Below are 25,409 nucleotides of genomic sequence, written 5' to 3' on the forward strand. Positions count from 1 at the left end.
TGTAAGATACGCTATAAACATTGTCATATCAACATTTAAATTGTCTAATCAGTTGTGTGTAAAATGTTAAAATTGAAAAAACAAAAGAAATTTGTGCACTCATAAAAATTGGATACAAACTATTATTTACCTATTCATAAAATTTTATATGAGACTTTTCATCTTTGTAATAATTCATTCTATCTTGCAATGAACCTGTGTGTAATTCTAATTTATGACCGTCTGGGTCAGTGAAATATATTGATTTTTTATCTCTGACATCTCTTGGGCGTCCCTCTAATATATTTACATGGTTTTGTTTTAGCCAGTCATACCATTCATCAAAATCATTCTCCTTGATTGAGAAAGCCATATGAGTATATGAGTAATGAATTTCATTTCTTGGTATTTCACTTTCTTCGTTTAAAGCTAACCACAATCCACCTATAGTAAAGTAAGCTGTTTTGTCGCTTTCAAGTAATATTTTAGCTTTCAGTATATTTTTATAGAATTCAATAGACTTTTTTATATCTGATACAGAATAAGTAACGTGATTTACGGCTTGAATCATATAATAACTCCTATTTATAAATTTAAAATATTAATGTCCTTTATGCTTTTCTTTAGCTTTATTTTTCTTGATTTGCCTTTTTCGCTCTTTAGTGAAATCTTTTTTCGCCTTACTTCTCTTCTTGGATAGTTTTTTATTCAGCTCTTGTTCTTCTTTTATAGCTATTTGAGCTTTAGTAAAATCTTTGGGCATTTTTTGTTCTTTCGCTACCTGTCGTTGCAATCTTTTAGGGTTAACTTTTCTTTTTTTCTTTTTAGTTGTAACGCTTGTTTTAGTTTTTTCGATTATTGATAATAAATAAGTTTCAATAAAATAAAAAATTTCTTCATCATCTGGTTCTGTACCAAAGGTGAATTTTGCAAATTTAGATTTACTCCCTGCTTTGTATTCAACTAAACCAACATAGAATTGTCCGTCGTGAAATACAGATAGCTCCATGCTATCCCTCCTCTTATTTATTCAGAAATGATGGACGACCTGAGGAGGAAGGTTACTGACAGATATTATTTTCTGCATTGGGACTACCAACCCAATTGTGTTTTTACATTTCTACTTATAGTTTAAAATAAATCACAAAAATTTCAATAGAATGATCAACAACTTATTTAGAGTTTAAAGCTTAAAACTCATTTATAGTTAATAATCTATACTAATATAAATTATTTTATTCATATAGTTAATTGGTGATTTCGTATTTCACTACCTCACATTTTACATTAACTTACAGTCTATTACACAAACTCATTCCCCACTGCAACACAGGACGTTTCTCAGCATCTTAAAATGCAAAAAACGCCACTTAATGAGTGACGCTTGAAACGAATTATTTAAATTGTCCGTGTGCTAACTATTTAATTTGCCCTTATCATCAAAATTATGCCCTTTTTTTGCCCTTTCTTAAGCAATATTAAATATAATAATCTAATGCAACTTTTATATTAATCAATTCAAACATTTCGTAATTCTAATTTCAAGTACATTAAAACCTATAAACCTGTTGCAACAATTGACTTTTTTTAAAGGAGTCATGAAAATAAATAACTTCAATATAAATTGTTTTCTTTTTTTAATGTTATAATGTAATATGTATATAATTTATTTTACAAGGGGATGACAACATGTTTGATATTATATCATTTCAAGTTTTCTTACTTACTGCAATTATCATTTGTGTAACTCCGGGTATTGATACTATGTTTATTTTAAGTCGTAGTATTTCTCAGGGACGTAGTGCTGGTGTCTTCTCTGTTTTGGGAGTCTCTTCCGGTTCATTAATACATACAGTATTAGCAGCTGTAGGACTTTCAGCACTGTTAAAAACTTCAGTTTTACTTTTTACCGTTGTTAAAACAATTGGTGCAATATATCTTATTTATTTAGGAATACAGATGCTTATAAATAAAGGAACTCGTTTAGATATTGTAGAAGTCTCTGAAATATCCAATAGAAAATTGTTTACTCAGGGAATGATCACTAATGTAACTAATCCAAAAGTTGCTTTATTTTACATTTCTTTTGTTCCACAATTTATCTCATCGACAAATCATTACGGACCAATTCCATTCATTATTCTTGGAGTTATTTTCACTTTAATTGGCACAATTTGGGATTTAATAACTGTAATTTTTTCAAGTGCTTTAACTTCCAAACTTAGAAATAATAAGTTAGTAGAACCCATTTTAAATAAAATAACAGGTATAATATTTATAATTTTAGGCATTAGCTTATTTAATACTAAAGCTCACTAACAAACCAACATATTATGACTTTCTTAAAAATAAGAAAGTCTTTTTTTCTTTCTAAAATTAAAACCTTAAGATCACCAGTCAAATTATTTATTCAAATTATAATTTCAAGTTCTATTCACTTATCTCATTACTCAATTAAATTAAATCCAAACACTGGTTCTAGCTACTTAAACTCATTTACTCACTGCAACACAGGTCGTTTCTCAGTGCAATTTTAATGTATTTTTTATATCTCTTATTGTTAAGGCATGTTTATATATAAATTCCAATATTGAACAAATCAAATACCCGACCAATGGAATTGATATTATGTTAAATTCGTATACAGCATCCAACTGACTTCCTTTATTGAATCCAACATTTATTATTGCAACTACTAAAGTGGTAAACAGAGTAAGTATTGAATATGTATCTTTAAATAACTTTATGTAACTATCATCACTTTTATTTTTACAGAAAAAATTCCAGTTAACAAAGATTAAAATGATAATGCCTAAGATAAATAATATTGATATATTATTATACCAAAAAAATGGATTATGCAATTTCAGATTAATAGTTAATATTATAGACAGCGGTATATCTAATAACAAAAAGAATAAAATAACAACAAAAGTAAAAGAAAATAATGCTAAAAAGTATATTTCATACTTCTTTTTATTGCATTTTATAACCTTATTTATAATAAATAAATTTATTACCATTAAAGTCAATGGAACAATATTAGTGAAATATATACTTGACTGATAAGCTATTCCATTTACAACTAGTAATGCAAGCAATATTATACTTAAAATACTTACATTTATATTCAAAGCCCTTAAAATAATTAATCACCTTTTCATCTATATATAATATTTATTATACATGTTAACTATATACTTTTACACAAAAAAACCGTACCAATTAAGATACGGTTAAAGTTAAAAAGATCTATATTTAACTAGTATTATTCTAATTAAATTTAAACTTATCATCACAAGTACGTCTACCATCTATATGCAATGAAAGGCTATCTCTAATATCAGAACCTAAAGAATCTAACACAAAATCAATTCCTTCTGTTCTTGCTAATTTAGCAGCAGGCACAAAATCACTATCGCCAGCTATTAAAATAATTTTATCTACTTGTTGTTTAAATGCTAATGAAGCAATGTCTAAACCTATTTTCATATCAACACCTTTTTGTTTCAATGATAAGGTGAAGTCTTTTTCTTCCAAATCGTTTAGCTCAACACTTTCATTCAGTAATTTTTTTGTACTAGAGTATTTTAGATTATATTCAACTGAAGATTCACTTAATTCTCCTAATCTTAATGCAACTTTTCTCTTTTTACTTATTTCTTTGAAAAAATCTTCTGTCCATTTTTTAGTATCACTTTGGGCAAAATTCACATTCCTTTTTAAAAAAGGGTGATAAACTTGTTTATCAATTGGAGGACAATCATAGTAAAAAATTCTATATAATTTATTATGTATTTCTTCTTTAAAATGTGTATCCTTTAAGTGTCTATTACAATATCTATATAATTCATTAGCTCTTTCTTTCGCCGTAACCTTACCATAAACTTTTGCACTTCTTTTTCTATAATACCCACCATCTACTAAAATGGCTACTCTTTCCATTTCATCACTCCTTTATATGACAAAAAAACCCATGATTTCGAAAGCCCCATATGGTGGGGTTCCTACTCTCATGGGTGGATTTACTAAATTATCTATGACTAAATATTATCACTATCAAACTAATTTTTCAATAATTTTCTGCATTTCAAAAAAAATAATATTCTTTACTCCTCAAATCTACCTATATCATCAATATGAAACTCTGCATTTGGATATTGCTTTTCCAATTCTTTTAAATCTCGCTCATTCTCTTCATCGTCTTGACCGATACTATCTATAAATATTGGTGTCGCCACATTCATATCTACTTTATCAGTAAATATACTGTGATACCTACCGAGCAAATCACGAGCTTTCAAACGATCACTTGGCTTAATTGGTACTTCTACTGTTTCCACATGCTCATTGTATACAAGATTCATACGTCCTGTATCTGGGTTGCGCTCAAATGAGCTTTTCTTAACCACAACTTCCTTAGTTTCAGTTTCATCACCAACAGCTGATTTTGTAAGTAAATATAACGTTTCTTTTGCAGTTAAAATTGTATCGTCTATAATCTCATCTTTCTTGCTTTGAATATAGTCTTTTACTTTCTCATTGCGCAGTAGTCTGCTACCTGTTACGTGTGCACTATTTGAGCTATAACCGGCATTTATAGCGCTTTGAGTAACATTAAGTGTCTTCATATACTCATTCACAAAACGCTCTTGTTTAGGCGTTAATTTGTCCATTGAATCACTCCTTATTTTCTATAACTTTATTTAGTAAACCATCAAATAATTGTTGGACTCTGGATTGGGTAATTTCTAGTATTTGAGCTATATCATTAAATGTGCGTCCATTACATAGCAACATAAAAATATTGTATTCTCTAAAATCTGCAATACGATCAACCAGGATATCTAGGTCATTCATAAATATATGTTCATCTGCATTAATTGTTTGATATGAATATTCTTCTACATCATCATTTAACGTAAAGAAATCATTAACTGATACATACTTATAATCATCATCCACATTATTATGGTAGTTTAATATAAAGTCTTTCAGTGTCTCTTTATCACCAACAAACATAATCACACCACCATTGTCTGTTGTGGCTCACTAGCCTTTGTTAAAGGCGTATCATGGCTAATGTTGTATAAATCTACCTGCAAACGTTCAATGAGCTCATGCGTCTTGATACGTCCATGCGATTGCATGTATCTAACCACTTTTTGTTGTTCTTCTTTGGTATAGGTATTGAGCACCTGCTTTAATAAATATAATCGTATTGCTGAATCATCTTTAAAGCGTTTCAAATTAGCTTTTGTTTCACTAATCCAAATCACGAGCTTATCAACTGGATAAGATACAGAAATAATACCCATAATCTGGTCACATGTTGTAATGGAAGTACTTAAATGATACATCTCATCTATATGTGACTGTGCCGTTTTGATTTTAGAATTAATGTATTTAGGATTATATTTTGTTAATAACTCATATTCAGATATCTTTGATTGTTGATATGATTCATTAGTATGTTCCTGCACGATAATACCCCCAATAATATAGAATGAGCCTACCCAATTAAGGATAGGCGCTAGTTAGTTTTTATTTTGTCACACTTTTGATTGCATCAGCATATCGGTCATTAATCGTTTTGAAATCCACTGAACCATATTCATTTTCTGTTACAACCACACCACTGTTATCCATTCCCGTTTGATTAATTACGTTATAGTTATATTCAAGTTGAGCAAATTCATCATTACGCTCTGGATATAGAACATTTTGTTTCAATGTTTCAAAACTCATGGCTACTTTATTTTTTTCACTTTCAGTAAATCGCTTATTGATGACATCTTGGAGTAACTTCAATTCATATACCGTCGTATTAGTAGCATCAGCATTTACAATCATTGCGATAACTTCAGTGTTATCAATTAAATCAATTTTAGCTGATAGATCTTGGCGCTTTAACATTTCTGATTGAGGATTGTTATAATCCTGTTGCGCTTGTTCAGTTAATGTATCTAGTTTATTTTTGATATCTTCCATCTTATTTATAGCAAACTGTTTAAAACTTTCAGTTAACGCCTCAACTTTTGGTTGTTGTTGCTTATCAATGACATCTGGACGATAGCCCTGTCTATACATTGTCTTAGTTTCAGTAAGTAGATCGTCTAAATCTCCTAATAGATTTCTATATTTCCTATCATCAAAGAATACACCCCATGTATTTTGCTTGGTTGTTGTCGTCATACTCTTATACCTCTTTCTTTTCAAATTTTTTATACTTTTATTTCTTCTAACGCTTTTAAGCGTGTCTGTGCGCCTAATACTTGGCGTTTAACACTATAGATAGCTTGTTGCTTATCTTCTTCACTTTTAATGATGTAGTAGCCTCTAGCATCTTTCTTATAGCTATAACCTACTGGATATTGATAGTTAATAATTAAGCTAGTAATAACTTGTGTAAGCCATCTATCATTGGCTTTATTTAGGGGATAACCCAGTTGATTCAATATCTTAGTCTTAGTTACATACTTTTCATTTGAGTTCTGAATAATATCATAAACTCTTAAATATTCGGTTGGTGGTTGAGCTACCTGTTTTTCTATCGTTTTTATCATGTCAAAACCTCTTATATATTAGTATTTGTTGTCCCCTAATTTTCAATGATTCTTACACATGATTTCTTTCGCTCTGAACTTTTTCTCCTTATCTCTATTATACTAAATTTACACTTAAAACGCAAACTTACGTTCTCTATTTTACTGATTTTAATTATTTCTTATCATTCAACTTAAACATTGATATAACAATATTTATAATGACATTCATATACTTTCACAAACTCTCTAATAAGAACAAACGTTCTATTTAAGAGTGTAGTTTTGCCCCTTATGAATTTTTGAATACTTAGCTTTTTTTAGTTTTTAATCAAAGCCTAAATTTGAACTCTGCTATTTTTTCATACCTTCATAAAACCTTTCCTAATTTTATATAGGAGCCACACAACATATATGACCCCTCTTAACACTACTTATTTAAACTATAATAAGTTGCTTTCAATTCACTTAACTTACGCTCTAACGCTTTGTAATCCTCTTGTGTAGCGTTCTCATCTTGCACAAATTCAGTTACCAACTTCAATCCCTCAACTAATTCTGTTGCTGGTTCATTAATCCCTGTTGCTAACTGGTACAACATTTCTATATTACCTATCACATAAGCATTACTAGACTGAATGCCCTCAAGTTCTTCTACGCCAAAATCTTTTTCCATATACTCGAACATATCAGTATTATTACTTTCTGCGAATGTTTCCAATCCATACATAAAATAATCATTATCAAACATAAAACTAGCTATCATATCGCTTATAGTGTCATGTGTACCATCTGGTATTTCATAACCTGCATAATGCCCCTCAATACTTCTTATAAGCCCTTCAGTGTGCTTAGGAGACGCTAATTCAAACGCTTTTCTAACATTACAATCTTTGATGTAGATATGACCGTACAAATTACCTTCCATGACCACATACACCATATCAAACGGATCGTTATATATTTTGAATCCAAACGGTGTCTTTCTACTACTATCCAATAATCCCGTGTAGTATCTTAATAACGTGCCTGCTCTTGTTTCAAACTGATTCGGTATAATTTCAATGTTCATATTAGACGCACTCCATTTCTTTCTTACAAATATTAAATGCAACAGGCAACCAATGATCTGTTTTAATATATTTAGACTTCACTATTGGTAAGTCCAACCCTTTACCATCAACTAGATAAATAATTGGTGGACAAATATCCATCTCAATTAATCCATCTCGTTTAAGTTCGGCAATTATATTAAACGCTTCTTGGTTCCATCCAATCCAAAACACTATATTTGGATGTTGGCCACTTGTATATGCCCCATCACCTTTATAATTAAAGTTATTTTCTTCAAATACATTTTCTATTTCTACAAAAGTAGTTCCATCGTGTGTTTCTATATATTCTAAAATTTTTGATTTTAATTCATTCTTATTCATTTTATTCCTCCTAAAATTGTATAGGTGTCCTAACGTCCTATTATTAGTAAGTTGCAGGACGCATTTAGTACACTTGTTATTGCTATTCTCCCAATGTATTAAGGTTCTTTGTCCCGTTGTCCCACCGGTTTAGGTCTACACTTATATATTTTTTGAGTTCTTGGTATATATATTTTATAAAACTTTAACTTAAAGTTAGCAGGACACAGGGACACTTGTAGCATGGCACTTACTGTCACAATAGCTTGAATGTGTCCTACAACTGTCCCATTATTGTCCCGTTGTCCCTTTATTGTTATTTTCATTTTTTAAATCTCGATAATAAGAGGACAAATCAATGTGAAAACCATATTGTCTACCTATACCTTCACCGAATCTATACCGCGACTTACTTTGCCCACAATATCTTGTGTTTCTTAATGCTTTATCAATCTTTCTTAAATGATGTTGTTGTGGTTGGTCATCTCGTTTCATCATCACTTTCCAAATTTCCATACTACATACTTTGTCACGCCATACATAAGCACCTGGTTTTGTGTTTGGTAACTCAATTAATTTTCCATCACCATATAATTTAATGTAATCTTGGTCTATAACATCGTGAGCAGATATTCTTTTTTCTTCTAATGTTCTATACCAATAGTCAGATGAAATAGGACGCTCAAGAAATTCTTCAATTTCACCGACTAAAGCATCTTTTTCAGAATGTTCTTCTTGTACTTTCAATGCAGTTTCGCTAGCTTCTTTATCTAATAACAATGCTTTATCCGTTGGATCATCATCAAAATAAACTTTAGCTTCAGCAAACATTTGTTGAACAATGTCTTGTGTTAAATCGTCAAACGGACTTTTAGTTGCTTTATTTTTATCTGTCGTAATAGGAAAGAAACGACGGTTACCTGTTTGGTCTTTTAGAAATTCATAATTATTTGTAGTCCCTATAAACACACATTGGCGTGGATGTCGCTCAATACGTTTACCGTATGAAGCTCTATAAATATCTACAATCGCACTAATGAAACTTTTAATATCTTCAATAGTAGACTTTTGAAATGCTGCGAGCTCTTCTATCTCACACAACCAGGAACCTTGTATTTTTTTATAGGACTCATCACCTTTAAATGTTTTTAAACTTTGGTTATACCAATGACCACCTAACTTACTTACTGTCGTAGACTTGCCATCACCTTGCCCGCCATATAAAATAATCATGGAATCGTATTTGATACCAGGATGATAAATTCTAGCAACCGCACCCATCATCCATTTTTTAGTCACTTCACGATTATAGTGATTATCTTCTGCACCTAAATAATCAATAAATAATGTTTCGATTCGCTTATTGCCGTCCCATGTTTTAGATTCAATCATGGACTTAATAGGATGAAATTTATTATGATAAGCTTCTTTTTCAATGACACTATCCATAATGTCACGACTAAATTGCACATTATAATATCTATCTATATGAGAAATGACATGAGTTGTATCAATATCAGCCCAATAATAATTATTGTCATCTTTGGTACGCCAATATGGTAGACGTTTTAGTTTAGTAATTTTTTCAAAGGAATCGTATTGTACTAACTCTTTTAAACTCTCATCATTTTCCATTATTAACTCTGCGTTTGCAGTGGTCTTTTTAAGGGCTTGTGTTGTGGCTGATCGTCTTAATTTACTGCGCCAATCATCACTATTGGCCAAACAATTATTTTCATCAATCAACTCAAATACTTCTTCTTTGGTTACATCTTCCAAATAAAAACCTCCTTACTTATTCTTACTATCTTTCTTCAAAATGCTTTTGAATGTACGATTAACTTCCTTTTGTTCAATTGGTGGCCTGCAGGTCATCGCCCATGCACTTACCAATCCGTAAACAAGATTAGCGTCCACATAACGACGTAATAGGTACCCTGTTAAAGAAGCCAATGTTTGGTTGCGTTCACCTTCACCTACACCAAATGCAATTTCGCGCCAATATGAACTATTACGTTTATGAAAATGATTTGAATAATCCACAGTTATTGGCGCATTTTTAACAACCATCTTGTTTAACTCTTCTTTTTTTATTGCTGGCGCATCGTTATATTTAAAGATGTAAAATGAATCGTTGGATTTCTTTACTGGTAACGCCATCGCTCTACTAGGTTGAAAGCTCCCCTCATCTACCCTATGACCTATCTTGCTTACTAACACTTTTGTATACTTACGGTAATCATCTGCATTGACACGCTCATTTAATGGCACATACAAGCGTATTCTAGGGCTTTCTGTTTGATGATTAAACGTAGTATGCCAAAACCATGCAACGCCTTTTAAAGTGTCTGTAATTGCATCATGCAGTGGTCTCAAATTGGGTATATCATCATAATCCAACACTAGGACATCACGATAAATCACATTGTCATTGTTACGGTATTTCTGATATTCATTTCCATTCTCGTCAGTACCATCGTTCATATCACCATATACAGCGACACCACGAGCATATTTGTCAGTATTATTTTGTGGTATGGATAACCTATTAATTAACTCACTCCATTTGGGTTGCGAAAAATTTTTAAATGAACGAGAATCTAGATTGTTATACCAAACCACTGATACTTGGGTATCATGTTCTAGCTTAATTTTGTTCAATTTCTTCACCTCTAATGAAACAACAGAGCAATGATGTTATAATAAAAATGTGTAATTTCTTAATTACTCTGTTGTTAGATTATTAATTTTCTATGCGTTATCTGATTCTGTCGGCAAACTTACATCAGATGACGCTTTTTCTATTTCATGAAACTTTTCAAGAATTTCATCAAACTGTTGTAAATAAAGACGTAGTAGGTCAATCATCTGATCATCATGAATACGTCTTTCATGATAAGAAATCCCTTCTCTGATTAACTCATCTTTATTTAATATATGACTTGTTTTATAAGGATAATATTCATCCAAATGCCAACCATGATTATCCTTTAAATCTTCAAATCTATCTTTCAATACTTCCAAATCACTAAATAAATTTCTAATTTCCATTTTCATTATTCTATGTCCTCCAACTTCCCAATAAAACTCGTCATTTCTTCGATTGCTAGTTTTAATTCTTCAACATCATCTTTAGTAATAAAATAGCGAATATTAGAATCTTCATAATTAATAGGAAAGTCGATCAAAATATTTGAAGATTTTACAAACTCTTTATAATTTCTGTAATCATCTAATACTTTTGTAATTTCACTTTTACTTAAATTTGGATATTCATTTTTTATAATTGATACATCTCTGTTATGACGTTTTAGTAATAATTTAGATATTTTTCTATTTTGCTTTTTATTATTCACTATGTGTTCATAATTCAATTTATTTTCAATATTTTTGTATTCCTGTTTAGTTAATTTATTCATCTTATTCATTCTCCTCATTGATATTAAAATTTTTCTCTAACTCTTGGACTGCCCATTTCATTATTAATTCAAGGTGTTTCTCTCGACTAATTTCTGAAACTACTTCTTGACCATCTTTAAATTCAGTATGCTCATAAGTTTCAAATTGATTATAAACGCTTGTTTTAAGTTGATACGCAATGTGTTTTAATACTTCAAGTTGTTCTTGTTCCATTTTACTCAACCTCCAAAAATAGTCCGTATGCTGTTGCTAAAATAAAAATTCCGAATGCTATAAAAATATCTGCAACTAATGCCACCGATAAAGTTATAAACGAAATCGTTCCAATGTACGTAAGATAGTTTTTCACTTCATTACCTCCTTATGAATTTACTTTGATTGATGAACTGAATAATTCATCGATTGGAATATCATACATTTCTGAAAGAATTTGGCACTCATTTAAATTAAAAATTGCTTTGCCACTTTCCTTTAACTGGTAACGTTGTGGACTTATACCAAGTTTGCTAGCCACTTTCTTTTGAGTATCTCCATGCTCTTTTCTAGTGATGTATAACATTGGATATGCTAATTTTGTCATCTTCTTCCTCCTTAGAACTTTTTAGAACTTAATTTCAAAAATTATATAAGTTCTTTTTTTGAACTTTTTAGAACTTACAAATTGATGTTATCACGAAATTAATATTATAGCAACAAAAACATTGAACTTTTTAGAACTTTACTTTAAAATTAGCATTAATAACTTTACTTTATAAGGAGATAATTTTATGTATGATAAAAAAGCAATCGGTCAAAGAATTAAAAATATCCGATTAAAACACGGTCAAACTCAGGAAGAATTTGGCAAAGTTTTTTCTGCAAGTAAAGGAAATGTTGCTACATGGGAAAAAGGCTTATCTTTACCCAATAAAGAAAGATTAAGTATGATAAGTAAATACGGCGACATTAATGTAACGCAACTGTTATACAATTCAAATGACGATAACTCAGAATTAGAAGAAAAAATTTTTAATGATATGCTAAAAAAATATCCTAAAGAAAGCCATATAGGTAAAGCTTTACGTTTTCCAGATTATCAAAAAAGAAAAGAATTAATGCAAGCAGGTATAAATCGAACTTTATCAGTTCCTTTATTAAAAAATAAATTTCATACTCCCGAATTAATACTTGAAAGTTCAACATATTTATTCATTACAGATGAATTTCTCAATTATTATATAAACAATTATAAATCAAATAGTAATATATTAAAATTTTTAGAACGTGGTTTAGAAGATTTACAAAGTACAGTCTATGATTATGACTTCCTTGACTTCCATTATGAATTACAAAATATTTTCAATGATATAACTTTACTTTTTTCTAGCAGAGATAAAAGTGTAGATATAAGTTTGTTGAATTATCTTGAAACATTACTAGATAAAACAATAAATGAAATTAAAGAATTACAAATAAAATATCCCGATAATAAAAAAAGCGAAGAAATAATAGCAATTGCTATACCTAATAAACAACCTAAATTCAAATCAGAATATTCTTTTGATATTGATATTGGTAAAACTAAAGATGAAAAAATAGATAAAATCAATGATGAATTATCAACTATTATTAAAAATCTTATAAAAAATGAACCATCTTTAAAGAGTTATTTAAAAGAAAATTCTTCAGAAAATATAGGTGATTACGATAGAACATAACTTAAACCTATCCCACAACATATATAAAGACGCTAAACGTGGTACTTACTATTTTCGTATCACATACTATGACAAGACAAATACACGTAAGTACATAACACGCAAAGGCTTTGCACAACGTAAGGACGCAGTAAAGCAATGCAATAAGATGATGGATGAGCTTGAGGGTATTGGAGAAGAAATTAAAAAACTCCCTTTCGATAAGCTAGTAGACGAATATATAGATTGGTATTCTGCACGTCGTAAGTCATCTAGTGTAAAAGCATTAAAGACACATACAAATAACCATTTGATACCTTATTTTAAGTCTATGGACGTGTTCAATATGACTACACAAGATGTTATGAAGTTTCAGAATAAGAAGTTAAAAGAGGGACATTCTGGAGATTACTTAAAGAAGATGCATGTATATTTAGTATCGTTACTAAACCATGCCATGAAATTTTATGATCTTAAGCAAAATGTAGCATCTCTTGTAGGCAATTTTGAAATAGAATCACAGAAACGTTTAAATTATTGGACACTAGAACAATTCAACCAATTCTATGATGCATTAGCTACACAGCAACAAAAGTTATTCTTCAAGCTACTGTTTTACTCTGGAGCACGTAAGGGAGAAATTAGAGCCCTCACATGGCGTGATATTAACTACGATGATGATTTCATACATATAAACAAAACAGACTATCACGGTGAAGTGACAGCCCCTAAAACAAAAGCAGCCATACGTGATATATACTTGCCTGCTCATATGATGAATGACATAAAAGAATATTTAAAATGGTACAAAGAAACCAACATATTTAAAGATGATTACGTATTATTCGGTACATTCTTCAAAGCTTACAGTGAATCAACTATAGATCGTTGGTTTACCACTGCATTAAAAACATTAGATAAACAACTACCAGACGGTCAGACATTCCCTAGAATTGTAATTCATGAGTTAAGACATAGCCATGCATCTATGCTAGTCAATCATGGTGCAAGTATCATGGTAATAGCTCAAAGACTAGGACATGCTGATAGCAATGAAGTTTATAATAGATACGGACATTTGTACCCTAGTACACAAAAAGAAATAGTTAAATACTTGTAAGGAGTTGTATAAATGAACGAGTTAGGTCAAACAATTATTGAGAATTACAATACATTTGCACCCAAAAATATGGTTTTAGAGTGGTTAAAAATTATATTAACTCCTTTATCTACTTTAATAATTGGCATTTTTACTATAGCTTTTACTATTAAAAATTTAAGAAAATCACTTTTAGATAATTTAGACGATAAATCTGAATGGAGAAAAAAGCTATTAGAATTAGCAGGAAAAGGAGAAATTAGAAAAGAAGATGTACATACTTTAAGGTCATTTGTAAGATTTAAAAAACATGATATTGATGATAAAAAAGAGCTGTCAAAATTCCAAAAAACAACAAACATGATTATAAATTACTGTGAATTTCTAAATCAAAAATATTATTCGGAAGATATTAACTTCAATAACACACCAACCGATAAAGAACAAGAAATGGTAAGAATTTTTGCAAGATATTTATTGGCTGACCATTGGGAAGTTTTACAATTATCAAATGCAGAACAGTACAAATACAATTGCAAAAAAGGTTATCCAAATGATAAATATAATTTCATACAAAAGTTTAATATAATAATTATAAATATCCTTTTCTGTAAAAGTATAGATAACAAGGTACAGTCTTGGATAGAAAAAGAATGTGAATTATATAAATTCACCGAATATAGATATAAAGAAATCATACCACCTAAACCACCTAATTAAGGTGGTTTTTTTATGTACTGTGCACTATCTGTGCACTTTTTGTGCACTCAAAAACAAAAAGCCCACAACCACATGGGTTGCAGGCTATATAATGGAGACGGCGGGATTTGAACCCGCGTCCAGAGATCCTGATACAAATTTTTCTACGTGTGTAGTTTATCATTGAGTTTCGCATAATGAGAGGTGATAAACAACCAACATTATGCTAGTTTGATTAAGTTTCATCTAAACAGACTTCAAACGGCAGTGTTTAGCATATCCTATTAAGGTTGAATCGCGTTAACAGCACATAGGAAATGCTGTTAGGCGATGCAGAGTGCTATTACGCAGCTACTGCGAAATTATTGTTTGATTTGCCAGTTATTATAAACTGAGTGTGTTAGTGACGGAGACAACCCTCCGACACGCTTAATAAGCTCTGGGGACCCCTGTCGAATCCATAAACGTCCCCGTAATAAAAAGTGTACTTTGTAGAATTTAAACTCATCCTTCAGTCCATAACATCTCGACCTCAAACAACATCAAGTCATTCAAGTCGCGAACCAAATTTATGAACTAAAATCAATGCGCTTTTCTAACAAAGCACTTATTAATATATCAAATGTAGCCCGTGTAAGCAATAGTATTGCTTAATAACGGGCTTTTACAGCTCGATCCATATCACGTTTAACTGCTTTTTCTTTTAAAGCTTGTCGTTTGTCATATTTTTTCTTACCGCGAGCAATGCCTAGTAATACTTTACATTGACCATGCTTCAAATATAATTTTAACGGAATGATAGAATAACCAATTTCACGTGTACGGTCACCTAATTTTAAAATTTCACGCTTATGCAATAGCAACTTACGAGAACGTAATGGATCATGATTGAAACGGTTACCTTCTTCATAAGGTGCAATATGCATATTATTTAAATAGATTTCGCCACGTTTAACTTGAGCATAACTATCTTTTAAATTAGCACTACCTCTACGTATAGATTTAATTTCTGTACCTTGTAACACTATACCCGCTTCAATCGTATCTTCAATATTATAATCATGTCTTGCTTTGCGATTTTCAGCTAGTGTGCCCGGTGATTTTTTCTTAGCCATTCTGTCTCACCTCTTTGCTGCTTATTTTTTCTTTTTACGTGATTTTTTCTTTACACTTTTGTCTTTGTAAAATGGTTTATGCTTTGTATTTCCTTTTTTATCTTGTTGACGCGCATTTTTACCTTTACGTTGTTTACGTTTATTCTTACCGTTACCTTTATCATCAGTTTTTGATTTATCTAATGATTTACCACGTGTCTTCGCTTGGATTGTTTTACCACGTGCTGGTCTTTGACTTCTATCATTTTTAGGTAATGGCATACCAACGATTTGGAAATCAATCATGCGTTCATCTACATCAACATGAGTGACTTTTACTTTAACAGCATCACCAATACGGAATACTTTAGCTTGACGTTCACCAATTAAAGCCATTTGTCGTTCATCAAAACGATAATAATCATCTGTCATATTAGACATATGAACCATACCTTCAATCGTGTTTGGTAATTCTACAAACATGCCGAAGTTAGCTACTGAACTAATGATACCCTCAAATTCTTCACCAATATGTTGTACCATGTATTCAGATTTTTTCAGATCATCTGTATCACGTTCTGCTTCGATAGCACGACGTTCACGTTGAGACGTATGCTCTGCAAGTTCTGGAAGTTTATCTTCCCATTTGCGTTGTTCTTTCTTATCCATTGAATGTTCAATTAGATACTTACGAATTAAACGGTGAACAGTTAAATCCGGATAACGACGAATTGGTGATGTGAAATGAGTATAGTACTCTGCTGATAAACCAAAGTGACCTAAGTTCACATCATCATAATGTGCTTGTTGCATAGAACGAAGCATCATTGTAGAAATAACCATTTGTTCTGGACGACCTTCAACTTCTTCTTGAATACTTTGAAGCGTTGTTGGATGGATGTCTTCTCCAGTACCTTTAATCATAATGCCAAAGTTCGTAATAAAGTCAAAGAACTGTCTTAATCGGTCTGATTTAGGTTGTTCATGGACACGATATATAAATGGTACTTCCAACTTGTTAAAGTGCTCAGCAACTGTTTCATTAGCTGCTAACATGAATGATTCTATTAGTCGTTCACCTTCACCACGTTCACGAATTTGAACGTCAGTTGGAATACCTTCATTATTAACTAAAACTTTGGCTTCGCTAATATCAAAGTCTATTTCTCCACGACGTCTACGCATATTTACTAAACGGTTAGATAAATCTTGAGCTAAATCTAACATTTCAGTAATTTCACTGTACTGACGACGTACATCTGGATTTTGATCAGTGATGATTTGATTGACCGCATCATAAGTCATTCTGTAATTAGAATGGATAACACTGTCGAAAATTTCATGATTGACTACTTCACCACGAGCGTTGATTTCCATACGACAACTTAGCGTTAAACGATCAACTTCTGGATTTAAAGAACAAATACCGTTACTTAATCTATGCGGTATCATTGGAATGACTCTGTCTACTAAGTACACACTTGTTGCTCTGTCATATGCTTCTTTATCTAATGCAGAATCTTCCGTCACATAATAACTGACATCTGCAATACTTACAGTAAGTTCAGTATTACCGTTTTTTAACTTTTTAACACTGATAGCATCGTCTAAATCTTTAGCATCTGCACCATCAATTGTAATAGTTAATTCATCTCTTAAATCATGACGACCTTCTATTTCTGAAGGTTTAATTTCTTCTGGAACATTTTCAGCTTCTTTAAGTACATTGTCAGGAAATTCTATTTCTATACCATGTTGATAAATGATTGATAGAATATCTACACCTGGATCATTTTTATGACCTAAGATAGCTGAAATATGTCCTTCTGGATTATCTGTACCATCTGCATATTTTGTAATTTGGACTAATACTTTATGTCCATCTACTGCTCCTAAACTTTGACCTTTAGGAATAAAAATATCTTGCATGATACGTTTATCATCTGGAATCACAAAACCAAAATGTTTCGCTTCACTATAAGTTCCTACGACTTGAGTGACAGAATGTTTTTCAATAGATTTTACTTCACCTTCTGTTTTACCTTTAAAGTCGCCTCTACCTTTATGAACTTCTACGATAACTGTATCGCCATCTAATGCTCTATTAATTTTTGTTGGTGGAATAAAGATGTCATCTACACCTTCTTCTTCCGGTCTAAGAAAAGCAAATCCTTTTTTATTCTGGCTTAATGTTCCTCTTACCAATTTTGAATTTGTTTTATTAGATTGCTTTCTTTGATATCTATCTGTCTTAGTACGTTCTATTAAACCAGTTTGCTCTAGTTCAACAAGCACCTTTATTAAATCTCTGAATGAGTCGGCACTATTTAAACCTAATGCATCTTGAAAATCTGATACTGACATGGGTTCATAATCAGGTTGTTTAATCATTTCTTCGATGGATTGTTTTAAATTCATTATGCCCCTCCTTTCTATCTATCTTGTTTATTTTTTATTCTGACCAATCTAATGATTCTAAAAAATCGTATATATCTTCAAAGACTTGTTCTTTTTCTTTATCAATCGTAATCACATGTCCTGAATTCGCATACCATTTGATATCTTTATCATCAGATTCTACAGTTTCATATATATAATTTGCTGACTGAGGATCAATCATTTTATCTTGTTCTGCTTGGACAACAAATATTGGGTCCATCACTTCATCAACTTGATTTTTGACACCTTTCATCGTAGCACTTAATTCTTCAAGTGTTTCTGTAGGATGAAAATGTTCCATTTCATAATCAATCGTTGCTTGGTCTTTACCCTCATATTTCTTAAAATTTCTAGCGTATTCTAAAAATCCTTCATAAATCGTGCTTGATGATTTATCATCCATTGGCGCACACATTGTTATAATACCCTTAACATCTCTGTTTAAGCTTAATTTTAATGCAAAAACACCACCTAATGATAAACCAGCAACTGCTATTTCGTCATATCCTTGGTCTACTAAATATTCATATCCATCTAAAACATCTTTAAACCATACATAAGGACTCGATTTCAAAATTTCTTCTGGTGGCGCAGCATGTCCTTCATATTGTGGCGCATAAGACGTATAGCCTTTTTTCTGTAAGAAACGACCTAATTGTCTTACATCTGAAGAATTACCAGTAAAACCATGTAATAACAATACTGCACGTTTACCTTCTTCAAAAAAGAAAGGCTTAGGTAGTTTGATTTGCATAATGTTCATCCCTCTTCCAAAAATTTATAAGATTTATTTAAATATGAGTTTTAAATTACATTAAGTATTATTTTGAACTCTAAGTGTATTATTTGAACTTCATTGCTTTTTATATCATTTATTTTGCAAGTTTAATTATAAATAAAAAAGCCCGACATGAACATCGTCGGACCTTATATACCAAGATAACTTATGCCAATCATAAGTAAAAAGAATATTACAGATAAAATTATTGTTAATCTATGCAAGAATAAATCGACGCCACGTTGTTTTTGTTTACCAAATAACTGTTCTGCGCCGCCACTGATAGCACCTGAAAGTCCATTACTTTTTCCTTCTTGGAGTAATACAACAGTCACTAATGCAATACAATCTATTATTAATAACACGATGAAAAATGTATGCATAAAAATTGTCCTCCATTCATTATATACGAAACGAATTATAACACATCTTCGTATTAATTATCAATCTTCTATCGATTGAATGTACTTTTGCGTTTAATTGAAACGATTAACATATAAGCAGCTAAAATAAGTGATCCAATTACTACAATTAAAATTGGAAATGCAGCAATGACATTTTTAGCTTCTAATATACCTTGTACGACCATATATAGGTTAACAAGAGTGAAAAATGCATTAGAAATATAAACAGCAAACATAAACCACCATAAGTAAGGATGGCGATTCCAATAAGCAATAACGCCTGCTAAGTATGCTAATAAATACATAATACCATCAAATCTAAAACTATTTAATACTTGATTCACAGAGTGTGTTGTTGTCTTCTGACCTGCTAATGATAATAGTGATTTTACAGTCGTTGTATCTAACACGAAAAAGTTATGAATGATTAACAGGATAAAAAATATAAGTGAACTGATAGCAATTACATTACCTGTAACAACTTCTCGTCTCGTAGTTTCAGCCATTTTAGTTCTCCTTTTGAAATTGAATACTTCTATTATTATACCAGTTTCAATGTATAAGTTAAATCATGCTAATTTAAATGACATTCTAATATTAAATGTATTTTTAAATATAAAAAACCCGTTACAGCCTCAACTCTGTAACGGGTTATCATCTAGGATGCGCTTCCTAGATATTTAGCGTGAACTTTATTGCGTGAACTCAACATTTAAGTCAAACTTATTTGTCTAAATTGTAGAATGATTTGATTCCATCAAATTTAGCTGTTTCATATAATTCATCTTCAATACGTAATAATTGATTGTATTTAGCAATACGGTCAGTTCTTGATAATGAACCAGTTTTGATTTGACCAGCATTAGTTGCTACAGCAATATCAGAGATTGTAGTATCTTCTGTTTCACCTGAACGGTGAGAAACTACTGCAGTGTAACCAGCTTTTTGAGCCATTTCGATAGCATCAAATGTTTCAGTTAATGTACCGATTTGGTTAACTTTAATTAAGATTGAGTTACCGATACCTTGTTCGATACCTTTATTTAGAATTTCAGTGTTAGTTACGAATAAATCGTCACCTACTAATTGTACTTTATCGCCGATACGATCTGTAAGTTGTTTCCAACCGTCCCAGTCGTTTTCGTCCATACCATCTTCAATTGTGATGATTGGATATTTGTTAATTAATTGTTCTAAGTAGTCAACTTGTTCAGCTGCACTACGTTTAGCACCATGTTCACCTTCGAATTTAGTGTAGTCATATACGCCATCTTCGTAGAATTCTGATGAAGCACAGTCAAATCCTAAGAATACTTCTTCGCCTGGTTTATATCCAGCAGCTTCAATAGCTTGAATGATAGTTTCTACAGCATCTTCTGTACCTTCAAATTTAGGAGCGAAACCACCTTCGTCACCTACTGCAGTTTCTAATCCACGTTTACTTAAAATTGATTTTAAGTTGTGGAAGATTTCAGCGCCCCAACGTAATGATTCTTTAAATGATTCAGCACCTACTGGTAAAATCATGAATTCTTGGAATGCGATTGGTGCATCTGAGTGTGAACCACCATTAACGATGTTCATCATAGGTACTGGTAATTGTTTACCATTAAATCCGCCTAAATATTTGTATAAAGGTTGACCTAATAAGTCAGCAGCTGCTCTAGCTACAGCGATTGATACACCTAAAATAGCGTTAGCACCTAATTTACCTTTATTTGAAGTACCGTCTAATTGAATCATCATTTTGTCGATAGATACTTGATCTAATACTGAAAATTCACCTTCAACGATTTCTGGTGCGATAATTTCATTTACGTTTTCAACAGCTTTAGTAACACCTTTACCTAAGTAACGTGATTTATCACCGTCACGTAATTCTACTGCTTCGTGTTCACCTGTAGAAGCACCTGATGGTACTAATGCACGGCCGAAAGCACCACTTTCAGTTAATACTTCTACCTCAACTGTTGGGTTACCACGTGAGTCTAAGACTTCGCGAGCGTAAACATCTGTAATAATTGGCATGTTTAATTTCTCCTTTAAATATATGATTTAAAGCTATTATAGCTTTATTTATTTGATTAATAAAATAATAATACATGTCGTTAATGAAAAGTTAACAAATAAGGAGTGTTTGCCCCTTATTTGTAACAACTTTCCTAACATTAATGATTAATTAAAGATTCTCCAGTCATATCTTCTGGTTGTTGAACATTTAATAAATCTAATAATGTTGGAGCTAAATCTCCTAAACGTCCTGTTTCTCTTAATGTTACGCCTTCTTTAGTAACAATAACTGGAACTGGGTTAGTTGTATGAGTTGTCATAGGTTGATCATCATCTGTTAGGACTTGGTCAGAGTTGCCATGGTCTGCAGTGATAATCGCATGACCACCCATATCGATAATTTTATCTACAACTTCACCTAAACATTCGTCAACTGCTTCAATCGCTTTGATTGTTGGTTCTAACATACCACTGTGACCAACCATATCAGGATTAGCAAAGTTTAATAAGATTAAATCTAAATCACCTTTGTCTAATTCTTCTAATAAAGCATCTTTGACTTCATATGCACTCATTTCTGGTTTCAAGTCATAAGTTGCAACTTTAGGTGAATCAATTAGTCGTCTACGTTCACCTTCGAATTCAGCATTACGACCCCCACTCATGAAATAAGTAACATGTGGGAATTTTTCAGTTTCAGCTATACGTAATTGTTTAAGATTATTATCTTGAGCTACTTCACCGATAGTATTTTTAAGGTCTACTTTTTCAAATACAACTTCTGCATCAACGTCATCATTGTATTTTGTGAATGTAGCATAGAATAAATCATTCACACGTTCTACTTTGAAACCTTCGAATGCTTTATTAGTGAATATTTCAGATAGTTGAGCTGCTCTATCAGGACGGAAGTTATAGAAAATAACTGCATCTCCGTCATTAACACCTTCATTTTGTCCTTCAACGATAAATGGCTCAACAAATTCGTCAGTTAAGTCTTTAGCATAGTTCGCTTCTACACCTTCTTTAGCTGTAGAGAACGTTGGACCTTCAAAATTACGAATGGCATTATAAGCTTTTTGCTCACGATCCCAACGTTTGTCACGGTCCATTGCATAATAACGACCTGAAACAGAAGCGAATTGACCAACACCTAACTCTTTAAATTTAGCTTCAGCGTCTTCGATATATTTAATTGCAGATTTTTGATCAACGTCACGTCCATCTAAAAATGCATGTACATATACTTTTTCAAGACCTTGTTTTTTAGCTAATTCTAAAATAGCGAACAAGTGTTGATAATGACTGTGAACACCGCCATCAGAAAGTAAACCAAAAACATGTAATGCTGAGTTATTATCTTTAACATGTTTAACTGCGTTGTTTAACACATCATTTTCAAAGAAATCTCCATCTTCGATTGATTTGTTAATACGAGTTAAACTTTGATAAACAACACGTCCAGCACCGATGTTCATATGACCTACTTCTGAGTTACCCATTTGGCCTTCAGGAAGACCTACATCTAAACCACTAGCTTCGATTTGTGTAGTTGGATATTTACTATAATAACGATCGAAATTAGGTTTATTAGCTAATTTCACAGCGTTACCGTGTTCACTTTCACGATTTGCAAAACCATCTAAAATGATTAGGGCAGTTGGTTGTTTTGCCATAATTATTTTGCACCTTCTAACAATTGTTCAAAATCTTCTACTTTTAATGAAGCGCCGCCTACTAATGCGCCATCGATGTCTGATTGAGCCATGTATTCTTTAATGTTGTTAGGTTTAACACTACCACCATATTGAATACGAGTTGCATCAGCTACATCTTGACTTGAAACGTCTGCAAGTGTTTTACGTACGTGTGCACACATTTCATTAGCATCTTCAGATGTAGATGATTTTCCTGTACCGATAGCCCAAATTGGTTCATATGCGATAACAACTTGTTTAAGTTGTTCGTCTGATAAACCTTCAACAGCTTTCTTAACTTGGTTACCTACAACTTCATTTGCTTTTCCACTTTCACGTTCTTCATCTGATTCACCAACACAAATGATTGGTGTCATACCATGATTGAAGATAGCATGTGCTTTTTTGTTAACTTCTTCGTCAGTTTCGTGGAATAAATCACGACGTTCAGAGTGTCCGATAACAACATATTTTACGCCTAAATCAGCTAATGCTACAGGAGATGTTTCACCTGTGAAAGCACCATTATCTTCAAAATATGCATTTTGAGCACCGATTTGTAAGCCTTTAGCTTTACCATCTTTCACTGCTGTAATTAATGCGTCTAATTGGATTGTTGGTGCACAAATTACTGATTCAACTTCTTTTGGATCAGGTAATGTTGATAATTCGTTAACGAAATCTTTAGCTTCTTGAACTGTTTTGTTCATTTTCCAGTTACCTGCGATAATTGGTGTTCTCATTCATTACACTCCTTAATAATTTAATGTTTATTAAAATTCTTAAAATGTCTTTCGTGTTTTATTTTCCCAAATATATTCGAGAAAAACACAGAGTTACATTTATATTATTTATCATTGATTGCTTTAATACCTGGTAATTCTTTACCTTCTAGGTATTCTAATGATGCACCGCCACCTGTAGAGATGTGAGAGAAGTCATCTTCGAATCCAAGTGAGATTGCTGCAGCTGCAGAATCACCACCACCGATAATTGTTACAGCATCTTGTAAGTTAGCGATTGATTTACATACACCAATAGTACCTTTAGCAAAATTACTAAATTCGAATACACCCATAGGTCCATTCCATACTACTGTATGCGCACCTTGTAATTCTTTGTTGAATAATTCAACTGTTTTAGGACCAATATCCATTGATTCTTGATCTTTTGGAATTTCATCAATTGATACTTCAGTAATTTCTGCATCATTTGAAAATTCTTTAGCTACTTTAGCATCAATAGGTAATACGATTTGGTCTCCATTGCTTTCTAATAATTCTTTAGCAAAGTCAATTTTATCTTCTTCTAATAGAGATAAACCAATTTCTTTACCTTGTGCTTTAAGGAAAGTATAAGCCATTCCACCACCGATAAGAATTTTATCAGCAATATTTAATAAGTTTTTGATTACACCAATTTTATCAGATACTTTAGCACCACCAAGGATTGCTACTACTGGTTTGTGTGGATCATTAACTACGCCACCGATGAATTTAATTTCTTTTTCCATTAAGAAACCTGCTGCAGTTTCTAAATGAGTAGAAATACCTACGTTAGAAGCATGTTCACGGTGAGCAGTACCGAAAGCATCATTGACAAATACGTCACCTAATGAAGCCCAATATTTACCTAATTCTGGGTCATTTTTAGATTCTTTTTTACCATCTAAATCTTCAAAACGAGTGTTTTGTACTAATAAAACATCGCCAGCTTTTAAATCTTTAATTGAAGATTCTAATTTTTCTCCACGAGTTTCAGGTACGAATACTACGTCTTTGTTTAATTTTTTAGATAAATCATCAGCAACAGGTTTTAAAGTTAATGATTCTTTGTCGCTTTCTTCTTTCACTTTACCTAAGTGTGAAAATAATACTACTTTACCACCTTGTTCGATGATGTATTTGATTGTTGGTAATGCTTGAACAATACGGTTGTCGTTTGTAATTTCACCATCTTTTAAAGGTACGTTAAAGTCAGCACGAACTAATACCGTTTTGTCTTTAAGTTCTAAATCAGAAACTATTTTTTTAGCCATTTTCATTTCCTCCTTTAATTAGGAAAACATATATTAAAAAATAAGCGGAGAAGCGTTTGTGCTCCCCGCTTACTCATAAGCTTTATTATAAATTTTAACAGTTAAGAGCACTAGTT

30 protein-coding genes and 1 other RNA gene are annotated in these 25,409 nt (G+C 31.7%); 4 read left to right on the top strand and 27 right to left on the bottom strand.

Annotated features, from left to right (window positions below; translation table 11 throughout):
• Nucleotides 1-130: 130 nt before the first annotated feature.
• Nucleotides 131-550, bottom strand: a complete 420-nt coding sequence (fosB, locus tag Q4528_RS02075; protein ID WP_303520366.1) for a FosB/FosD family fosfomycin resistance bacillithiol transferase — start codon at nt 548-550, stop codon at nt 131-133.
• A 30-nt stretch (nt 551-580) separates the two neighbouring features.
• A complete protein-coding gene (locus Q4528_RS02080) occupies nt 581-988 on the bottom strand; it encodes a YjdF family protein (RefSeq protein ID WP_303520367.1) in 408 nt (135 codons plus the stop codon).
• Nucleotides 989-1,668: 680 nt separating this feature from the next.
• Between Q4528_RS02080 and Q4528_RS02085 the strand changes: the two genes are divergently transcribed.
• Nucleotides 1,669-2,298 (top strand): LysE family translocator, encoded by a 630-nt coding sequence (locus tag Q4528_RS02085; protein WP_303520368.1) that lies wholly within the window; start codon nt 1,669-1,671, stop codon nt 2,296-2,298.
• Between the two features lie 954 nt (nt 2,299-3,252).
• Here Q4528_RS02085 and Q4528_RS02090 read toward each other — a convergent pair.
• The 15 genes from Q4528_RS02090 to Q4528_RS02160 all read right to left on the bottom strand — a co-directional run bounded on the left by Q4528_RS02090 (nt 3,253) and on the right by Q4528_RS02160 (nt 11,939).
• On the bottom strand, nt 3,253-3,924 hold the full coding sequence (locus Q4528_RS02090) for an NYN domain-containing protein (protein WP_303520369.1): 672 nt from the start codon (nt 3,922-3,924) through the stop codon (nt 3,253-3,255).
• Nucleotides 3,925-4,088: 164 nt separating this feature from the next.
• A complete protein-coding gene (locus Q4528_RS02095; RefSeq protein WP_303520370.1) occupies nt 4,089-4,655 on the bottom strand; it encodes a terminase small subunit in 567 nt (188 codons plus the stop codon).
• A 4-nt stretch (nt 4,656-4,659) separates the two neighbouring features.
• Nucleotides 4,660-5,001: a helix-turn-helix domain-containing protein gene (locus Q4528_RS02100; RefSeq protein WP_107541062.1), complete on the bottom strand. Its 342-nt coding sequence runs from the start codon at nt 4,999-5,001 to the stop codon at nt 4,660-4,662.
• 2 nt (nt 5,002-5,003) lie between these two features.
• Complete coding sequence (locus Q4528_RS02105) at nt 5,004-5,462, bottom strand: encapsidation protein CP3 (protein WP_145506152.1); 459 nt, start codon at nt 5,460-5,462, stop codon at nt 5,004-5,006.
• Nucleotides 5,463-5,523: 61 nt separating this feature from the next.
• Nucleotides 5,524-6,174, bottom strand: coding sequence for a hypothetical protein (locus Q4528_RS02110; protein WP_303520373.1), 651 nt, complete (start codon nt 6,172-6,174; stop codon nt 5,524-5,526).
• Nucleotides 6,175-6,203: 29 nt separating this feature from the next.
• Nucleotides 6,204-6,545, bottom strand: coding sequence for a pathogenicity island protein (locus Q4528_RS02115; protein ID WP_107536192.1), 342 nt, complete (start codon nt 6,543-6,545; stop codon nt 6,204-6,206).
• A 409-nt stretch (nt 6,546-6,954) separates the two neighbouring features.
• Nucleotides 6,955-7,596, bottom strand: coding sequence for a pathogenicity island protein (locus Q4528_RS02120; protein WP_303520375.1), 642 nt, complete (start codon nt 7,594-7,596; stop codon nt 6,955-6,957).
• 1 nt (nt 7,597) lies between these two features.
• Nucleotides 7,598-7,960, bottom strand: a complete 363-nt coding sequence (locus Q4528_RS02125; protein WP_126510276.1) for a pathogenicity island protein — start codon at nt 7,958-7,960, stop codon at nt 7,598-7,600.
• Between the two features lie 270 nt (nt 7,961-8,230).
• Entirely contained in the window at nt 8,231-9,718 is a 1,488-nt protein-coding gene (locus tag Q4528_RS02130) for a virulence-associated E family protein (protein WP_303520379.1), read from the bottom strand.
• A 12-nt stretch (nt 9,719-9,730) separates the two neighbouring features.
• Nucleotides 9,731-10,600, bottom strand: a complete 870-nt coding sequence (locus Q4528_RS02135) for a primase alpha helix C-terminal domain-containing protein (RefSeq protein WP_126510273.1) — start codon at nt 10,598-10,600, stop codon at nt 9,731-9,733.
• Nucleotides 10,601-10,690: 90 nt separating this feature from the next.
• A complete protein-coding gene (tscT, locus tag Q4528_RS02140) occupies nt 10,691-10,996 on the bottom strand; it encodes a type II toxin-antitoxin system toxin TscT (RefSeq protein WP_207024208.1) in 306 nt (101 codons plus the stop codon).
• The gene (locus tag Q4528_RS02145) at nt 10,996-11,358 is read right to left on the bottom strand and encodes a pathogenicity island protein (protein WP_303520384.1); all 363 of its coding nucleotides are present in this window, start codon (nt 11,356-11,358) and stop codon (nt 10,996-10,998) included. The genes tscT and Q4528_RS02145 overlap by 1 nt, the downstream gene beginning before the upstream one ends.
• A gap of 1 nt (nt 11,359) precedes the next feature.
• Nucleotides 11,360-11,572, bottom strand: a complete 213-nt coding sequence (tscA, locus tag Q4528_RS02150; protein ID WP_303520386.1) for a type II toxin-antitoxin system antitoxin TscA — start codon at nt 11,570-11,572, stop codon at nt 11,360-11,362.
• 1 nt (nt 11,573) lies between these two features.
• Nucleotides 11,574-11,708 (bottom strand): hypothetical protein, encoded by a 135-nt coding sequence (locus Q4528_RS02155; protein WP_303520388.1) that lies wholly within the window; start codon nt 11,706-11,708, stop codon nt 11,574-11,576.
• 12 nt (nt 11,709-11,720) lie between these two features.
• Nucleotides 11,721-11,939: a helix-turn-helix transcriptional regulator gene (locus tag Q4528_RS02160; protein WP_234746132.1), complete on the bottom strand. Its 219-nt coding sequence runs from the start codon at nt 11,937-11,939 to the stop codon at nt 11,721-11,723.
• Nucleotides 11,940-12,126: 187 nt separating this feature from the next.
• On the opposite strand from Q4528_RS02160, the gene Q4528_RS02165 reads away from it, so the two are divergent.
• The 3 genes from Q4528_RS02165 to Q4528_RS02175 are packed head-to-tail and all read left to right on the top strand — an operon-like array spanning nt 12,127 to nt 14,854.
• On the top strand, nt 12,127-13,056 hold the full coding sequence (locus Q4528_RS02165) for a helix-turn-helix domain-containing protein (protein WP_303520391.1): 930 nt from the start codon (nt 12,127-12,129) through the stop codon (nt 13,054-13,056).
• The gene (locus Q4528_RS02170) at nt 13,046-14,155 is read left to right on the top strand and encodes a site-specific integrase (RefSeq protein WP_303520556.1); all 1,110 of its coding nucleotides are present in this window, start codon (nt 13,046-13,048) and stop codon (nt 14,153-14,155) included. Before Q4528_RS02165 ends, Q4528_RS02170 begins: the two co-directional genes overlap by 11 nt.
• Before the next feature lie 12 nt (nt 14,156-14,167).
• Nucleotides 14,168-14,854 (top strand): hypothetical protein, encoded by a 687-nt coding sequence (locus Q4528_RS02175; protein WP_260223794.1) that lies wholly within the window; start codon nt 14,168-14,170, stop codon nt 14,852-14,854.
• 89 nt (nt 14,855-14,943) lie between these two features.
• Here the strand turns inward: Q4528_RS02175 and ssrA are convergent.
• The 10 genes from ssrA to Q4528_RS02225 all read right to left on the bottom strand — a co-directional run bounded on the left by ssrA (nt 14,944) and on the right by Q4528_RS02225 (nt 25,293).
• Nucleotides 14,944-15,305, bottom strand: a transfer-messenger RNA (tmRNA) gene (gene ssrA / locus Q4528_RS02180).
• A 178-nt stretch (nt 15,306-15,483) separates the two neighbouring features.
• On the bottom strand, nt 15,484-15,948 hold the full coding sequence (smpB, locus tag Q4528_RS02185; protein ID WP_017636860.1) for an SsrA-binding protein SmpB: 465 nt from the start codon (nt 15,946-15,948) through the stop codon (nt 15,484-15,486).
• A gap of 21 nt (nt 15,949-15,969) precedes the next feature.
• The gene (gene rnr / locus Q4528_RS02190; RefSeq protein ID WP_046466472.1) at nt 15,970-18,345 is read right to left on the bottom strand and encodes a ribonuclease R; all 2,376 of its coding nucleotides are present in this window, start codon (nt 18,343-18,345) and stop codon (nt 15,970-15,972) included.
• A gap of 34 nt (nt 18,346-18,379) precedes the next feature.
• On the bottom strand, nt 18,380-19,120 hold the full coding sequence (locus Q4528_RS02195) for an alpha/beta hydrolase (RefSeq protein WP_017636862.1): 741 nt from the start codon (nt 19,118-19,120) through the stop codon (nt 18,380-18,382).
• Nucleotides 19,121-19,293: 173 nt separating this feature from the next.
• On the bottom strand, nt 19,294-19,527 hold the full coding sequence (gene secG / locus Q4528_RS02200) for a preprotein translocase subunit SecG (RefSeq protein ID WP_017636863.1): 234 nt from the start codon (nt 19,525-19,527) through the stop codon (nt 19,294-19,296).
• A gap of 68 nt (nt 19,528-19,595) precedes the next feature.
• On the bottom strand, nt 19,596-20,054 hold the full coding sequence (locus tag Q4528_RS02205) for a hypothetical protein (RefSeq protein WP_017636864.1): 459 nt from the start codon (nt 20,052-20,054) through the stop codon (nt 19,596-19,598).
• A gap of 217 nt (nt 20,055-20,271) precedes the next feature.
• Nucleotides 20,272-21,576, bottom strand: coding sequence for a surface-displayed alpha-enolase (eno, locus tag Q4528_RS02210; RefSeq protein WP_017636865.1), 1,305 nt, complete (start codon nt 21,574-21,576; stop codon nt 20,272-20,274).
• 140 nt (nt 21,577-21,716) lie between these two features.
• Nucleotides 21,717-23,234, bottom strand: a complete 1,518-nt coding sequence (gpmI, locus tag Q4528_RS02215) for a 2,3-bisphosphoglycerate-independent phosphoglycerate mutase (protein WP_029056543.1) — start codon at nt 23,232-23,234, stop codon at nt 21,717-21,719.
• 2 nt (nt 23,235-23,236) lie between these two features.
• On the bottom strand, nt 23,237-23,998 hold the full coding sequence (tpiA, locus tag Q4528_RS02220) for a triose-phosphate isomerase (protein WP_017636867.1): 762 nt from the start codon (nt 23,996-23,998) through the stop codon (nt 23,237-23,239).
• Nucleotides 23,999-24,102: 104 nt separating this feature from the next.
• Nucleotides 24,103-25,293 (bottom strand): phosphoglycerate kinase, encoded by a 1,191-nt coding sequence (locus Q4528_RS02225; protein ID WP_029056542.1) that lies wholly within the window; start codon nt 25,291-25,293, stop codon nt 24,103-24,105.
• Between the last annotated feature and the right edge of the window lie 116 nt (nt 25,294-25,409).

This window comes from Staphylococcus pasteuri (assembly GCF_030547725.1).
In the GTDB taxonomy this organism is placed as follows: domain Bacteria; phylum Bacillota; class Bacilli; order Staphylococcales; family Staphylococcaceae; genus Staphylococcus; species Staphylococcus pasteuri.